12 protein-coding genes are annotated in these 15,842 nt (G+C 59.9%); 5 read left to right on the top strand and 7 right to left on the bottom strand.

Annotation, left to right across the window (positions count from 1 at the left end; all coding sequences use genetic code 11):
• Nucleotide 1: 1 nt before the first annotated feature.
• From glnE to Q1M54_RS00495, 4 genes are all read left to right on the top strand, one after another.
• A complete protein-coding gene (gene glnE / locus Q1M54_RS00510) occupies nucleotides 2–2,770 on the top strand; it encodes a bifunctional [glutamate--ammonia ligase]-adenylyl-L-tyrosine phosphorylase/[glutamate--ammonia-ligase] adenylyltransferase (protein WP_300552402.1) in 2,769 nt (922 codons plus the stop codon).
• A 181-nt stretch (nucleotides 2,771–2,951) separates the two neighbouring features.
• A complete protein-coding gene (locus Q1M54_RS00505; RefSeq protein ID WP_300552400.1) occupies nucleotides 2,952–4,076 on the top strand; it encodes an efflux RND transporter periplasmic adaptor subunit in 1,125 nt (374 codons plus the stop codon).
• 9 nt (nucleotides 4,077–4,085) lie between these two features.
• A complete protein-coding gene (locus Q1M54_RS00500; RefSeq protein WP_300552398.1) occupies nucleotides 4,086–7,193 on the top strand; it encodes an efflux RND transporter permease subunit in 3,108 nt (1,035 codons plus the stop codon).
• A complete protein-coding gene (locus Q1M54_RS00495; RefSeq protein ID WP_300552396.1) occupies nucleotides 7,190–7,891 on the top strand; it encodes an SDR family oxidoreductase in 702 nt (233 codons plus the stop codon). Before Q1M54_RS00500 ends, Q1M54_RS00495 begins: the two co-directional genes overlap by 4 nt.
• Nucleotides 7,892–7,912: 21 nt before the next feature.
• Here the strand turns inward: Q1M54_RS00495 and Q1M54_RS00490 are convergent, their stop codons facing one another.
• Together Q1M54_RS00490 and Q1M54_RS00485 are read right to left on the bottom strand one after the other, a co-directional pair.
• A complete protein-coding gene (locus Q1M54_RS00490; RefSeq protein ID WP_300552394.1) occupies nucleotides 7,913–8,770 on the bottom strand; it encodes a DUF6671 family protein in 858 nt (285 codons plus the stop codon).
• Nucleotides 8,771–8,777: 7 nt separating this feature from the next.
• Complete coding sequence (locus tag Q1M54_RS00485; protein ID WP_300552392.1) at nucleotides 8,778–9,770, bottom strand: sodium-dependent bicarbonate transport family permease; 993 nt, start codon at nucleotides 9,768–9,770, stop codon at nucleotides 8,778–8,780.
• 83 nt (nucleotides 9,771–9,853) lie between these two features.
• On the opposite strand from Q1M54_RS00485, the gene Q1M54_RS00480 reads away from it, so the two are divergent.
• Entirely contained in the window at nucleotides 9,854–10,762 is a 909-nt protein-coding gene (locus Q1M54_RS00480; RefSeq protein WP_300552390.1) for a LysR family transcriptional regulator, read from the top strand.
• Between the two features lie 33 nt (nucleotides 10,763–10,795).
• Here the strand turns inward: Q1M54_RS00480 and Q1M54_RS00475 are convergent, their stop codons facing one another.
• The 5 genes from Q1M54_RS00475 to cysT form a co-directional block, all read right to left on the bottom strand.
• Nucleotides 10,796–12,043: an FIST N-terminal domain-containing protein gene (locus tag Q1M54_RS00475; RefSeq protein WP_300552388.1), complete on the bottom strand. Its 1,248-nt coding sequence runs from the start codon at nucleotides 12,041–12,043 to the stop codon at nucleotides 10,796–10,798.
• A 7-nt stretch (nucleotides 12,044–12,050) separates the two neighbouring features.
• Nucleotides 12,051–12,860 carry a PhaM family polyhydroxyalkanoate granule multifunctional regulatory protein gene (locus Q1M54_RS00470; protein WP_300552386.1) on the bottom strand — a complete coding sequence of 270 codons (810 nt, stop codon included), beginning with the start codon at nucleotides 12,858–12,860 and terminating at the stop codon, nucleotides 12,051–12,053.
• 90 nt (nucleotides 12,861–12,950) lie between these two features.
• The gene (locus Q1M54_RS00465; protein WP_300552385.1) at nucleotides 12,951–14,045 is read right to left on the bottom strand and encodes a sulfate ABC transporter ATP-binding protein; all 1,095 of its coding nucleotides are present in this window, start codon (nucleotides 14,043–14,045) and stop codon (nucleotides 12,951–12,953) included.
• Between the two features lie 27 nt (nucleotides 14,046–14,072).
• Nucleotides 14,073–14,978, bottom strand: a complete 906-nt coding sequence (gene cysW / locus Q1M54_RS00460) for a sulfate ABC transporter permease subunit CysW (protein WP_300552383.1) — start codon at nucleotides 14,976–14,978, stop codon at nucleotides 14,073–14,075.
• Nucleotides 14,975–15,838 (bottom strand): sulfate ABC transporter permease subunit CysT, encoded by an 864-nt coding sequence (cysT, locus tag Q1M54_RS00455; RefSeq protein ID WP_300552381.1) that lies wholly within the window; start codon nucleotides 15,836–15,838, stop codon nucleotides 14,975–14,977. Before cysT ends, cysW begins: the two co-directional genes overlap by 4 nt.
• Nucleotides 15,839–15,842 lie beyond the last annotated feature (4 nt).

Here is a 15,842-nt window from a genome sequence, read left to right as displayed (position 1 = left end):
TATGACCCGCAGCCCGTCGATGGATGTCAGTCACCCCGCCGTGGCCCCGTTGGGTCATGGCGCGTCGGCGCTGGATGCGACCCATGAGCACCTGTATTCGCGCTTCGTGCAACGTTTGCATCGCCGTTACGTGGATGTTCTGCCCTTGCTCGCGCCGGGTGCCCCGACGCGAGAAACCTTGTCGGCAGCCTTCATGGCTTTGACGCTCACGGGTCTTGATATCCCTGCAGCGCTGCGGGTTTTGCGTCAACTCACCCTGGAACGTTTGGCCCAGCTCGATTGCGCTCGTCAGGCCTCTTTGGACAGCGTGACCCGCAGCATGACCTGGCTTGCCGAAGTGACGCTGGACATTGCTTGGCAGCAAGTCTCTGCCGATTTGGACGCCTTGCACGGTGCGCCCACCAAGGCCGATGGTCAGCGCGCAGAGATGTGGATCATTGGGATGGGCAAGTTGGGCGCACGCGAGCTGAACGTCTCGAGTGACATTGACCTGATTTATGTCTACGACGAAGACGGCGAGTCGCTGGGCAACAGCGAGGGCCGCAACAAAGTGTCGTGTCAGGACTACTTCACCCGTGCCGTCAAACGCATGTATGCCCTGATCGGTGACACCACCGAGCATGGCTTTGTGTTCCGTGTCGATTTGGCGCTGCGCCCAAATGGCAATTCTGGACCGAGTGTGGTTTCTTTGGACGCACTTGAAGAGTATTTGCTGGTGCAGGGGCGCGAGTGGGAGCGTTTTGCCTGGATGAAAAGCCGTGTGGTGGCCCCACGCAGTGCTGCGCTCAATGGTTCCGCCCAAGCACTGCGTGCCGTGGTTTTGCCATTTGTGTTCCGTCGCTATCTGGATTACAACGTGTTCGAGTCGCTGCGCACCCTGCACCAGCAAATCCGAGACCACGCAGCCAAACGCAGTGCCGGTCACCCAGAACGCGCGAATGACGTGAAACTGTCGCGAGGCGGCATCCGCGAAATCGAGTTCACCGTGCAGCTTTTGCAGGTGGTGCGTGGTGGGCAATTCCCCGAGTTGCGCACACGGCCTACCTTAGACGCTTTGCAGCGTGTGGCCAAAGCGGGCCTCATGCCCCAAGCCACCGCCGAGGCCTTGAGCGCAGCCTATGTGTTTCTTCGCCAGGTCGAGCACCGCATTCAGTACTTGGACGACCAGCAAACCCATGTTTTGCCCACCCGAGACGACGATTTGGCTTGGATCGCGAAAACTTTGGGCCATCCCACGGCTTGCGCCTTTTTGTCCGAGTTGGACGCCCACCGTGAAGTGGTCGCGCAGGAGTTTGACACCCTGTTGGGTGGCGATCGAGATTGCAAGGGATGCAACGGCAAAACCGGAAAAAATGCACGCGAGCATGCTGACTTGGAAGCGGTATTGACCGATTTCAAAGGGCCCGTTCGCGCCCGGTTGGCTTTGTGGGCCGATAACGCGCGGGTACAAGCTTTGCGGGATGACGCACGCGGTCGCCTGGTGCGCTTGTTGCAGCGCACAGCGCAGTGGCTTGATGTTGGGCGCGTCACCGAAGACGCCGTCTTGCGCATGGTGGATTGGATTGAGCCCTTGTTGCGCCGTGAAAGTTATTTGGCGCTCATGCTGGAGCGCCCCTCCGTGCACGAACGCTTGCTGCGCTTGTTGGGTGCGGCCAAATGGCCGGCACGTTATCTGCTGCAGCACCCCGGTGTGATCGACGAATTGGCCGGGGGCAATCTTTTCAGCAGCCGTTTTGATGCCCTTGAGTTTGAGGGCGAGTTGCAAGCGCGTTTGATCGCCTTGCAGCGCACAGGCGAGGACGACGAAGAAAGCTTGCTCAACTTGCTGCGACGTGCGCACCATGCGGAGCAGTTTCGCACGCTGGCAAGGGATGTGGAGGGGGTGCTCACGGTTGAGCAAGTGGCCGATGACCTGAGCGCCTTGGCCGATGCCGTATTGCGCGTGACCGCCCGTTGGTGTTGGGATCGTCTCAAAATTCGTCACCGTGAAACGCCAGCGATTGCCATCATTGGTTATGGCAAGTTGGGGGGCAAAGAACTGGGCTACGGCAGCGATTTGGACATTGTCTTTGTTTACGAAGACAGTGATGAGCGCGCCCAAGAGGTCTATGCCAACTATGTGCGAAAGCTCATCAATTGGATGACCGTCAAAACCGGCGAGGGTGACTTGTATGAGATCGACACCGCCCTGCGCCCCAATGGCAGTGCAGGCATGTTGGTCACGCAGTTTCAGGCGTATGCCGATTACCAGCAACAACGTGGCAGCAATACCGCTTGGACTTGGGAGCACCAAGCCATGACCCGTGCGCGTTTTGTCATGGGCTTGCCCAGTTTGGCTTCGCGTTTTGATGCTGTGCGCCATGCGGTCATCAGCGCTTCACGCGATGCGGTCAGTCTGAAGGCCGAGATCGTGGCCATGCGCGAACGCGTGCGACAAGGCCATCCGGTCAAGGCCGATCGTTTTGACGTGAAGCACAGTCTTGGCGGCATGGTGGACGCCGAGTTTGCCGTGCAATACCTGGTCTTGCTGCATACCGCTGACCACCCTGAGCTGGCTGATAACGTGGGCAACATTGCCTTGCTGCAACGGGCTGAAAAAGCAGGCTTATTGCCCTTGGGCATGGGTGCGTCGTCAGCCAACGCGTATCGGGAAATGCGCCGTATCCAGCACCAAGCACGCTTGAACGAGGAGCCGACCGATGTTCCCGTGAACCTTTGGGTTGAAGAGCGCGCTGCAATTTTGTTGCTCTGGCAACGGGTGATGGGCTGATTCACCCCGAATCTTCCCACCCAGTCCAGCACGTCTGCAAGGCGCGGCATGCCTTCAAACCGACATTTGTTGCGCAGGCTCAGGAAAGACCAATCTCGAAGGGCATTTTTAGTTCGCCTCATTTGGATGGAGACTAAAACGAACGTAAACTCAAACGAATCAGTTATGGGTGTTTTGTGAAATGAAAAAGTCTTTTCTGTGGCTCACGAAGATCAGCGGCTTGGTTTTGCTTTTGGGCGGGACGGTACAGGCTCAAACCACGCCCAAGCCACCAGACAGCGCCAAACCCAGTCTGACAGTGACCGTCACCACGCCCCAAACTGTCAACCTGGCCCAAAAGATCAACGCCAACGGCAGCCTGGCTGCCTGGCAAGAGGCCATCATTGGCGCCGAAGCCAATGGCTTGAAGATCACCGAGGTACGGGTCAATGTGGGCGACAGGGTTCAGCGCGGCGACGTGCTGGCCGTTTTGCAGGCCGACAGTTTGCGGGCCGAGCTGGCTCAGGCCGAGGGCACACTGGCTGAAGCGGCGGCCAGCGCCCAAGAGGCCAAGGCCCAGGCCGAGCGGGCGCGCAGTCTGCAGCAGCAAGGATTTTTCAGCAACGCACAGCTGAGCCAAGCGTTGGCCGCGGAGGCATCTGCCGTGGCGCGCGTGCAATCGGCCCGGGCCTTGGTGCAACTGCAAAACGTGCGCCTGTCGCAAACCCAGGTGCGTGCGCCGGATGCGGGCGTGATCTCAGCACGGCAAGCCACGGTGGGCAGTGTGGTGGGTGCAGGAGTCGAGTTGTTCCGGTTGATTCGCCAAGGGCGCATCGAATGGCGTGCTGAGGTGACCGCCTCTGAAATTGGCCGCATCCAGGTGGGTGCGCCCGCACAAATCAAGGCCGCCAGTGGGCAGGTGCTGCAGGGTAAGGTGCGTGTGGTCGCGCCTGCGGTGGATGCGCAAACCCGAAATGCCATCGTTTATGTGGATTTGCCTGCCGCCATCGGCAGCGCCCGAGCGGGCATGTACGCTCAGGGTGAGATCAGTTTGGGTCAAAGTCAGGCGCTCACGGTGCCCCAAACCGCTGTGGTGGTGCGCGATGGGTTCAGCTATGTCTACACGGTCGGGGCCGACCAAAAAGTCAGTCAACTCAAAGTTCAAACCGGACGCCAAAATGCTGACCGTGTTGAGGTGACCCGCGGCCTGCAAGCCGATGCACGCGTGGTGGCCAGTGGCGGCGCGTTTTTGAACCACGGCGACACGGTGCGTGTGGTCGACGCGCCAGCCGCCCAAGCTGCACCAGCCGCCACTGCCGTCAAATAAAGGGACGCCATGTTCAACGTCTCTTCGTGGTCGATTCGAAACCCTATTCCCGCCGTCATGCTGTTTGTGCTGCTGACGGTGGCAGGTTTCATCGCTTTCGGTTCGATGAAGGTGCAAAACTTTCCGGACTTGGATGTCCCCACCATCACGGTGACCGCCAGCCTGCCCGGTGTTGCACCCACGCAGCTTGAAACCGATGTGGCCCGCAAGCTTGAAAACGCGCTGGCCCCGCTGCAAGGCCTCAAACACATCACCACCAAGGTGCAAGACGGCGTGGTGTCCATCACCGCCGAGTTCCGCATGGAAAAGCCCAGCCAGGAGGCGGTGGACGATGTGCGCTCGGCCATTCAGGGCGTGCGCGCCGACTTGCCAAGCGACTTGCGCGATCCGGTGGTCAAAAAGCTCAACCTGGCGGGTACCCCCGTCCTGGCCTACACCGTGCGTTCGACGCGCATGGACGACGAGGCCCTGTCATGGCTGGTGGACAAAGACATCACCCGCAAGCTCTTGTCACTGCGCGGTGTGGGCGCGGTCAACCGGGTGGGCGGCGTGACGCGTGAGGTGCGCGTGGCGTTGGATGTGAACCGCTTGCAGGCGCTGGGCATCACGGCGGCCGAGGTGTCGCGTCAGCTCAAGCAGGTGCAGCAAGAAGGCTCGGGTGGACGCATGGATTTGGGCGTGGGTGAGCAGCCCGTGCGCACCCTGGCGACTGTCAAGACAGCGCAAGAGGTGGGCCAGATCGAGCTGGCCACATCGCGTGGTGGCCGAGTGCGGCTGGACCAGGTGGCCATGGTGAGCGACACGTTGGCCGATGCCCGCTCGGCGGCCAGCCTGAACGGCAATCCGGTGGTGGGCTTTGAGGTGGTGCGCAGCAGGGGCGAGAGCGAAGTGGCCGTGGGCCGCTTGGTGCGTCAGGCCTTGGCCGACTATCGGCTGCAAAACCCGGACATCGAGATCACCGAGGCCTTTGATTTTGTGACCCCGGTGGAAGAGGAATACAGCGGCTCGTTGGTCTTGCTCTACGAAGGCGCGATTTTGGCGGTGCTGGTGGTGTGGCTGTTTTTGCGCGACTGGCGGGCCACGTTTGTGTCGGCTGTGGCGTTGCCGCTGTCGGTCATTCCCGCCTTCATTGGCATGGCTTACTTGGGCTTTTCCATCAACGTGGTGACTTTGCTGGCGCTGTCTTTGGTGATTGGTGTGTTGGTGGACGATGCGATTGTCGAGGTGGAAAACATCGTGCGCCATTTGCGCATGGGCAAGTCTCCGTATCAGGCGGCCATGGAGGCGGCCGACGAAATTGGTTTGGCCGTGATCGCCACCACCTTCACCTTGATCGCGGTGTTTTTACCCACGGCGTTCATGAGCGGCATTCCGGGCAAGTTCTTCAAGCAGTTTGGCTGGACGGCGTCACTCGCGGTGTTTGCCTCTTTGGTGGTGGCGCGGGTGCTCACGCCCATGATGGCGGCTTATATTTTGAAGCCCATCGTCACGGCCGCGCATGAGCCGGGCTGGCTCAAGCGCTACATGGTTTGGGCCACCTGGTGCATGCGGCACCGCCTGGTCACCATGGTCCTGGCCACGCTGTTCTTCATCGGCTCCATCATGCTGGTGCCTTTGCTGCCCAAGGGCTTCATTCCGCCCGATGACAACTCTCAAACCCAGGTGTATGTGGAGCTGCCCCCCGGCTCCACCTTGGTGCAGACCCAAGCCAGCGCCGAACACGCCCGCAAGTTGTTGATGGCGGTGAACGATGTGAAAAGCGTCTACACCACGATTGGCGGCGGCAGTGCGGGCAGTGATCCTTTTACCGGTAGCGGCGCAGCCGAGGTCCGCAAGGCCACGCTCACCATCCAGTTGACCGAGCGCGGTACACGCCCCCGCAAGCAAGCGATTGAAAACGACATTCGCACCGCGCTGCAGCAATTGCCCGGTGTGCGCACCAAGGTGGGTTTGGGCGGGTCTGGCGAAAAATACGTGCTGGTGCTCACCGGCGAGGACCCGCAAGCCCTGCAAACCGCTGCCATGGCGGTGGAGCGCGATTTGCGCACCATTTCAGGTTTGGGCTCGATTGCATCGACGGCCAGCCTGGTACGCCCCGAGATCGCCGTGCGGCCCGACTTTGCCAAGGCTGCCGACCTGGGTGTGACGAGCGCAGCCATCAGCGACACCTTGCGCGTGGCCACCCTGGGCGACTACGATCAGGCGCTGCCCAAACTCAATTTGTCCGAGCGCCAAGTGCCCATCGTGGTCAAGCTGGGCCACGAATCCAGGCATGACCTGGCCACACTTGAGCGCCTGATGGTGCCCGGCAGCCGAGGCCCTGTCATGCTGGGCCAGGTCGCCAGCATCGAGGTGGCTGGCGGCCCGGCCGTGATCGACCGCTACGACCGCCAGCGCAACATCAACTTTGAGATTGAGTTGTCGGGCATGCCGCTGGGCGATGTGACGCAGGCAGTGCAAAAGCTGCCCGCCTTGCAAAGCCTGCCGCCGGGCGTGAAGGTGGTGGAGGTGGGTGACGCCGAAGTCATGGGCGAACTGTTCGCCAGTTTTGGCCTGGCCATGACGATCGGTGTGTTGTGCATCTATATCGTGCTGGTCTTGCTGTTCAAGGGTTTCTTGCATCCGATCACCATCTTGGCGGCGCTGCCGCTGTCGTTGGGTGGCGCGTTTGTCGGTCTCTTGATCGCGGGCAAGAGCTTTTCGATGCCCTCGCTGATTGGTCTCATCATGCTCATGGGCATCGCCACCAAAAACTCGATCTTGTTGGTGGAGTACGCGATTGAAGCGCGGCGCGGAAAACCTGCTGAGGGGGACCGCCCTGCTGTGCCTGCCATGAACCGATGGGACGCCATGTTGGACGCTTGCCACAAAAGGGCGCGCCCGATTGTCATGACCACCATCGCCATGGGCGCGGGTATGCTGCCCATTGCAGTGGGCTGGGGCGCGGCCGATGCGAGCTTTCGCTCGCCCATGGCGATTGCTGTGATCGGTGGCTTGCTCACCAGCACCGTGCTCAGTTTGCTGGTGATCCCGGTGGTGTTCACCTACCTGGATGATTTGGGCCAATGGTCTGGCCGGATGTTTCGAAGATTCACACAAACAAGGAGCAAAGCATGAGCAACAAAGTGGCCATGGTAATCGGTGGCGGCAGCGGCATCGGTGCAGCTGCGGCGCGCAAGCTGGCACAGGATGGTTTTCAAGTGGCGGTGCTGTCGTCGTCCGGCAAGGGTGAGGCGCTGGGGCGCGATTTGGGGGGCATTGGTTTGACTGGCTCTAACCAATCGCCCGAAGACTTGCAAACCTTGGCCGATCAAGCCATGGCCCGTTGGGGCCGCATCGATGTGTTGGTCAACAGTGCTGGCCACGGCCCCAAAGGCCCCGTGCTGGAGTTGACCGATGCGCAGTGGCATTTGGGCATGGACATGTACTTTTTGAATGTGGTGCGGGCTGTTCGGGTGGTGACCCCCATCATGGTTCAGCAAAAGACGGGGGCCATCGTCAACATCTCCAGCGCATGGGTGGACGAGCCCAGTTCGATGTTTCCGACCTCGGCCGTGGCCCGTGCGGGCTTGGCCGCATTCACCAAACTGTTTGCCGACGAGCATGCCGTGCACAACGTGCGCATGAACAATGTCTTGCCTGGTTGGATCGACAGCCTGCCCGCCAAAGAAGAGCGTCGTGAGAGCGTGCCCATGCAGCGTTATGGCACGAGCGAAGAAGTGGCAGCCACCATTGCCTTTTTGGTGTCTGAGGGCGCGGCCTACATCACGGGCCAAAGTCTTCGCATCGACGGTGGTCTGATGCGTTCCCTTTGAGCTTGGCCTAGGCGCCAGGCATCAAGGGTTACAAAAGTCGCAGCGGCTTGGGTCAGCCCAGGCGGCTGAAGACAAGGGGCGTTGCTCTTCGTGTTGGCAAGTCTTGCAGTGCCACACCTGTGCAATCGGCAGCCGCGTTTTTTGGCCGCAGGCGCTGCATGGCAAACCCGCTATTCGAGATTGAATCCAGAAGCCAGGGCTTTGGCATTGTGGACATTGAGACTGCAGCTTGCTGATCAAATCGTCGCAAGCCTTGCGGATGAGTTCCTGCCTTGTGGGGTTACAAAACGCGCGCAAGTCGTTTTCGACAAACACCATGCCATTGGCCGACTGGGCTTGAAGCTCTGCAAATGTCCGAACGAGTGTTTGTTCGTCATGGATGTTTTTGACGATCTGCAAATGGTCCTCGTGTTCTGGGCGCATCACCAACTGGTGCTCTGGAAACTTGGCGTCTTGGGCAAAGCGCCTCAACGCTTCCAAGCTGGTGACGGTTCTGTGCAGGCTTTGAGCAGGGCCTTGAGCAATGCCGGTCACCTCGAGTTGGTGTGCGGGGTCGACCCATAAAAGAAGTTCAGTGTTCCATGGCATGAAGCCGCCAAATGGATCCGTGCCGAAAGTGCCTTCGCTGGCCAAGCCGACTGGTGCGCTGGTCAGGGCCATTCCGATCTCGGCTTTGCGGCGTGCTGCATCCAGTTGGGAGCCTGGCCGGGCGATTTCGCGGGTGAAGGTGCCCAACTGGTCGGTGTCATAGGCGTCGGTGTGAACCAGTTCACAGCCCAACGCCAACTCTAGGGGGGCTTTGACCAAATCTTGTTTGCCGTGTTGCGTGAGAAACGCAACGCGGCGAGCCAGATAAGGGCTCTCTTTCAATCTGCTCATGCCAACCTTACATCAGAACCCCTTGGGCTACAGCCACATAAATGGGGATTCCGAACACAATGTTCAGGGGAAAGGTGATGCCCAGACTCAAACCGAAATAAAGGGAAGGGTTGGCCTCGGGCAGTGCGTACCGCAGCACCGCTGGAACCGCAATGTAAGACGCACTGGCCGCCAAGACCATGAGCAGGGCACCATCACCAGCCGATAAATTTAGCAGAAATGCCAGGCCCAAAGCCATTGTGGCGTGCACGATGGGGCCCACAATGGCGTAGGCCACCAACACAGGCGACTTGCCTTTGACCTGCGGCAGGTTGCGGGCCGCCATCAAGCCCATGTCGAGCAAGAAGAAAGCCAGCATGCCCTTGAACAAGTCGACCGAGAAGGGTTGCATGGCGGATTTGCCTGCGTCGCCAGTGATCATGCCAATCGCCATCGCGCCCAGCAGCAGCAATTGCGCGCCGTCGGTGAAGGACTCGTGAAGGATTTTGCCGACCGAGACACCGGTTTTGGGTGCGGGTGCGCTGTCGGCTGAGGGCACTGAGCCCTTGGCCGCTTTTTGTCGCAACGAGTTGGCAAACACCACGGCCAAGATGATGGCGGGTGACTCCATCAAGGCCATCGCCGCAGCCATGTGGCCGCCATAGGCAATGTCTTGATTTTCCAAGAATTGAACAGCGGTGACAAAAGTGACCGCACTGACCGACCCATAGGTGGCGGCGACCGCAGCGGCATCAAAACCAGACACAAAGCGGCGCAAGATGGCGTAGCCGATCAAGGGGATGACGATGGCCAGCCCGACGGCGGCGGCCAGACTGATGCCCACATTGGCGGTCAAGCCTGACTGTGAAAGTGCAAAGCCGCCTTTGAGGCCCAAAGCCATCAACAGGTAGAGCGACAAGAAGCGGGAAATGGCGGGGGGGATTTCAAGATTCGATTTGACGGTGCCAGCCAGCACGCCAAAGATGAAAAAGAGAATCGCAGGATCGATCAGGTTTTGCATTGGTTATTCCTTGGCACGATCTTAAAAACTTGTAGGCGTCTTGTAAAATCGATTCTTATAAGCTCAGCTATAGGTAAAAGTCTATGAATGTCACGTTTCGTCAATTGCGTTTGTTCTTGGCCTTGGCCGAAACGGGCAGTGTGAGTGCGGCGGCTAAGGTGATGCATGTGACCCAACCCACCGCCTCGATGCAGCTCAAGGAGATGAGCTTGTCGGTGGGCCTGGCGCTTTACGAGGTGATTGGTAAAAAGATTTACCTCACAGAGGTGGGTAAAGAACTGGCGGTCACCGCGCGTGCGGTGGCCCAGACGTGGGACGCTTTTGAGCAAAACGTCGATGCGGCCAAGGGCCTGTCTCGGGGCAAGTTGCGGGTGGCGGTGGTGAGCACGGCCAAGTACTTCATGCCGCATTTGATTGGCAGTTTTTGCACCAAACATCCGGCCATCGACGTGTCTCTTGAAATTTTGAACCGCGATGGCGTGGTGCACCGATTGCGTGAAAACCTCGATGACCTGTACATCATGTCCATGCCTCCCAAAGACATGGATTTGGGCGACGAGGCTTTCATGCCGAACCCGATTGTGCTCATCGCACCCAACGCCGACCCTTTGGCCAAACGCACACAGGTGGGTCTGTATGAGTTAACGCAGCGCCGTTTCATCGTGCGCGAAAAGGGCTCAGGCACCCGCATGGCCGCCGATCAGTTTTTCCGTAAGATGAAGTTCCGCCCCGACATCCGATTGGAGTTGGGCAGCAACGAAGCGGTCAAGGAGTCGGTGGCCGGAGGCTTGGGCTTGGGCGTGGTGTCACGCCATGCTTTGCACGGGCACAAAAAAGAAAACGGTGTGAGTGTGATTGACATCGAAGGCTTTCCGGTGTCGTCGGCTTGGCACATCGTGTACCCGGCGAGTAAAAAGTTATCGCCTTTGGCGCTGGCTTTCAAAAAGCACATGATCCAGGAAGTGGGCCGCCGCAAATGGCCTCAGGCGTGATTTGAGCTTTATGGGTCTGAGCGGCCCCTTGGCTCAGGGGGTCGTGAACACCGTCAACACCCCGGTGTAGCCGTACAGCTGGTTGCGGGCGATTTCGCCTGCAGCGAAAAAGCCCACCAAGGGCACATCGCCCAAAGCGTGGCGAATGATTTGTAACTCGGCGCTTGGCCCCCCAAAATGCGGGCCGCCGCGCCCGGTACAGCTCACATACACCGCCCCGGCGATGCGTGAACCCGAAGTGGGCAGTGTGGGCAAGGGGTTGTCGCTGAGTGCATGGATGGCTTCGATTGACAGTGTCTCGGGTTCTAATTCTTCGCGGATTTCGGCGCACACACGCACCAAGTCGGCCCGTGCGGCCTGCACATCGCGGCGGCAAAAGGTGAGCAGCATGCCGGGTTCCAGGTTTTCTGCAACAGCCACACCTTGGCGCAAAGGGTCCAGCCCAATGATGTGCCGTACACGCACATCGTTGCCCAAATGGCCGGTTCGGCCCACGCCAGAATGCCCGGCCGCGCTCAAGCCCACCAAAGTGGAGCGCACCACGGCAATGGCTTTTTGGGGCTCGCTCAGGCTGATGCCCAAGTCGGCCAGCATCACATCGAGTGCAGGTTGGCCCGCCAGTTGCAGCGCCACATGCCCTTCGGATTGGGTGATTTCCCGCTCAGGGGAAACCGGCTGACAGCCCTGCGTGACGCGAGAGATCAAAGAGACATCTCGCGAAAAAGCGACGCCGCTCAAGCCGCCTTCGAGCACGCCGCCGTTGACTTCTGATCCGCCGGCATCTTCGGCACGCACGGCGAACTGCATGTTGCGCGTGCGGCTGGCACTGAGGCCGCCAAACAAATAGCCTTGCTGCGTGCGGCCCGCCATTTCTGTGATCAGCTCGGCCAGGTCGGGGGTGTTCGGATCTGCGTGCACCAGTGCCGCATCGGCCCATGCCGCAGGCAGAGGCGACACGCCAGAAAACACCCGGTATTGCTCGGGCGTCAGGTCGCACAGCATGAGTGCCATGGCGGGTTCGTCAAAGTATTCGGCGTTGTTGACCGCCACACCGATGCCCACCGTGCCCGCCCAGTCGGGCACACCGGGCAAGGCCTGCCGCAAATGGTCCAGCAGCGCCTGCGCGTGCGGCGCGTAATGGTCGGTGATGTACAACAGGCCCAAGCGAGGCTGAGTGGCGTAGTCGGGCAGCGCCATTTGGGCTTGTAATTGAGCCAATACCAAGCCCGTAGCCATGCGCCACTGTGGGTGCGTGGCGTGGCCACAGGGAAACAACTTCATAGGCAATTCATTTCAGAGCGGTTTTGCGCGCAGCCCGAGTGGCTGGCTTGGCCGCTGATTTTTTGACCGAGACGGGCCTGACCGATTTGGCAGTCACAGCTGGTTTGGCAGGTTTCGCAGACGAGGGCTTGGCGCCTTGCCCCCGAGCGGTGGCCGAAGACGCACCGGGCTTGCGGGGCGCTTTGGCCGTGGCGTTTTTGGCGCGCATGCCGGCCTTCATGGCTTCGCCCGCTACGTCTTTCAAAGCGGCGGCGGCAATACCCTGAAACTGCTGTGTCAACGCGCCCCACCATTGCATCGGGTCCACGGCAGGCTCACTCGCAGAGGCAGTGGTCTTGGCTTCGCTGGCCGGGCTTGCCTCTTCCTTGGGGGCTTCGCTTGGCGCGGACTGTGGGGGGACCGCTTGAGACTCAGGCTTGGGGCTGAACAGCGAAGACTTGGCTGCGCTGGCGGTGCCTGAGGGTGCGGCCTGTGCGGGCTCACTGACCGGGGGCTTGGCCGTGAACGCTTTGGCCAAATCGGCCATGTTGACGTTCATGCTTTGCAGGGTGGTCAAGGTCATCTTTTGCACTTCCATCGCTTGGATGGTGGCTTTCAGCGCCGTGGTGTTTTGTTCCAACCAAAACAACACCGACTTCAATTCTTGGATGCGCTTGTCGATGTCTTCGATGCTGAGCGTGGGGGCGACCCAACTGGCCATGCCTGGCATGCCGCCAGCTGCAGAGGGTTGGGCAGCCGATGCGGTTTTGGACAGGTTTTGTAAAAAGTCAAAGCCCGGCACAAATTGGCCAAAGCCGAAGGCAGAAGGCTCGCTCATGGCAGATCCTTAAAAAGTGATCTGCAAAGCTTACCCGAAGACGCTTTCAAAACGGACTGACCCGCGTCCAAAGGCGTGGCTGTTTTGGAATCACCCTTCCACAAACACCCGTGCTTTGCGCGGTGTCAGCACCAGCGTCTCGCCTTCTTTGAAGTTTTGCTGGCGGAATTGCGAGGCCGACAACTGCGCCTCAATGACCGCATCTTTGCCGAACATGCCAGCTTCGACGGGTTCGAGTTCAAGGCGTGCCACGGGTCCGACCACGATGGCGCGGGTCAGCTTGGCCACGATGCCGGTGTGGGCGGTGCCCGGCGTGAAACGCGTGACATCCAGGTCGTGCGGGCGCACATAGGCAAAGGCCTTGGCGTCTTGCACTTGGCCGTGTTCCGGACTTGCCAGGCGGATGGCATGCTGGTCAGCGCCTATCAGCATCTCGCCTTCGTGGGCGCGGCCATGGAACAGGTTCACATCGCCCAAAAAGCCATACACAAAGGGGCTGGCTGGGTGGTCCCACACCTGCTGGGGCGAGCCGATTTGCTCGATGTTGCCCTTGTTCATCAGCACCACGCGGTCCGCCACTTCCAGCGCTTCTTCTTGGTCGTGGGTCACAAAGATGCTGGTCACGTGCAACTCGTCGTGCAGACGGCGCAACCAGCGGCGCAGCTCTTTTCGCACCTTGGCATCCAGTGCGCCAAACGGTTCGTCGAGCAGCAGCACCTTGGGCTCTACCGCCAGCGCACGCGCCAATGCAATGCGTTGGCGCTGACCGCCGGACAACTGTGAGGGGTAACGGTCAGCCAACCAGTCGAGTTGCACCAAGCTCAAAAGTTCATGCACTTTACGCTTGATTTCGGATTCGCTGGGGCGCTGGTGGCGCGGCTTGACGCGCAGGCCAAAGGCCACATTTTCGAACACCGTCATGTGGCGGAAAAGCGCGTAGTGCTGGAACACAAAGCCTACTTGGCGCTCGCGCACATGCACATGGGTGGTGTCCTCGCCACTGAATGCGATGGTGCCTTGGTCGGCCGTCTCTAGCCCCGCGATGATGCGTAGCAGGGTGGTCTTTCCGCAGCCAGACGGCCCCAGCAAGGCGACGAGTTCGCCCGACTCGATGTCGAGGCTGACGTTGTTCAGTGCCGTGAAGTCACCAAACTGTTTGTCGATGTTGCGAATTTCGATGCTCATGGTTCAAACCGTTGTCAAAGAGGTGTTTCAGGGTGTAGGCCGCTCAGGCGGCGTGTTGGCCGAAGCGCTCAGCTCTTTTTCATGCCGCCATTCGATGAAGGACTTGACGGCCAAGGTGACCAAGGCCAGCAAGGCCAGCAGCGATGCCACCGCAAACGCGGCCACTGACTGGTATTCGTTGTAAAGGATCTCGACGTGCAGCGGCATGGTGTTGGTCTGCCCTCGGATGTGCCCCGACACCACCGACACCGCGCCAAACTCGCCCATGGCCCGCGCATTGCACAAGATGACGCCGTACAGCAAGCCCCATTTGATGTTGGGCAGCGTCACGCGCCAAAAGGTTTGCCAACCGGTCGCGCCTAGCACGATGGCCGCTTGTTCTTCGTCGTTGCCCTGGGCTTGCATGAGCGGAATCAACTCGCGGGCAATGAAGGGGAAGGTGACAAACACCGTGGCCAAAATGATGCCGGGCACCGCGAACACGATCTTGATGTCGTTGGCTTGCAGCCAAGGGCCAAACCAGCCTTGCGCCCCGAACATCAGCACATACACCAAGCCCGCCACCACGGGCGAGACTGAAAACGGCAGGTCTACCAATGTGGTCAAGAGCGATTTGCCCCAGAACTCGTATTTGGCGATAGCCCAAGCCGCAGCCACGCCAAACACCAAGTTCAGAGGCACAGCCACTGCAGCCGTGATCAAGGTCAATCGGATCGCAGACCATGTATCGGGTTCTTTCAGTGCTTCGAGGTAAGCGCCCAGTCCTTTGCGCAAAGCTTCGGTGAACACCGCAGCCAGCGGCAAGACCAAAAACAAAAACATGAAGCACAGGGCCAGGCCAATCAGGCCGCGGCGAATCCAACGGGCCTCGGTGGTGCCGGCTTGGACTTTGTTGGCGGGGGGTGAAGTCAGTGAGTTCAGTGTGGTGCTCATGATGCAGCTCCCGAGCGGCGGCGTTGCCAGGTTTGCAAGCCGTTGATGACCAGCAGCAAGATGAACGACACCACCAGCATCACCAGGGCCACGGCGGTGGCGCCTGCGTAGTCGTACTGCTCTAACTTGCCGATGATGATGAGCGGCGTGATCTCGGACACCATGGGCATGTTGCCCGCAATGAAGATGACCGAGCCGTATTCGCCGATGGCGCGTGCAAATGCCATGGCAAAGCCCGTCAGCAACGCGGGTGCAATGGTCGGGAAAATGACCCGGCTGAAGGTTTGCCAGCGCGTCGCACCCAGGCAGGTGGCGGCTTCTTCCAGTTCTTTTTCGGCGTCTTCGAGCACCGGCTGCACCGTGCGCACCACAAAGGGCAGACCGATGAAGATGAGCGCGATCACCACGCCATTGGGGTTGAAGGCCAGCTCAATGCCCAGCGGCTCCAGGTATTGGCCCACCCAACCATTGCCCGCCAGCAGCGCGGTGAGCGAGATGCCTGCCACCGCAGTGGGCAGTGCAAAGGGCAAATCCACCAGTGCGTCCACAACTTTTTTGCCAAAAAAGTCATAGCGCACCAACACCCATGCGATCAGGAGGCCAAAGAAGACGTTCACCAGCGCTGCAATGAACGATGCCCCAAAGGTCAATCGATACGAAGCCATGACGCGGGGCCCCGTGACAGCGGCCCAAAACTGTTCCCAGGTGAGGGTGAAGGTTTTGAAGACCAGCGCCGACAAGGGTATCAGCACGATCAGGCTCAAGTAAAAAATGGTGAAACCCAGGGTCAGGTTGAACCCGGGCAACACCCTGGCTGGCGACCGCCTTTTGGCGGTCGCCGCAATGGGCAAAGCAGACATGGGG

Source organism: Limnohabitans sp. Rim8 (assembly GCF_943326455.1).
Lineage (GTDB): Bacteria > Pseudomonadota > Gammaproteobacteria > Burkholderiales > Burkholderiaceae_C > Limnohabitans_A.
This window is presented reverse-complemented; position numbering and strand designations above follow the sequence as displayed.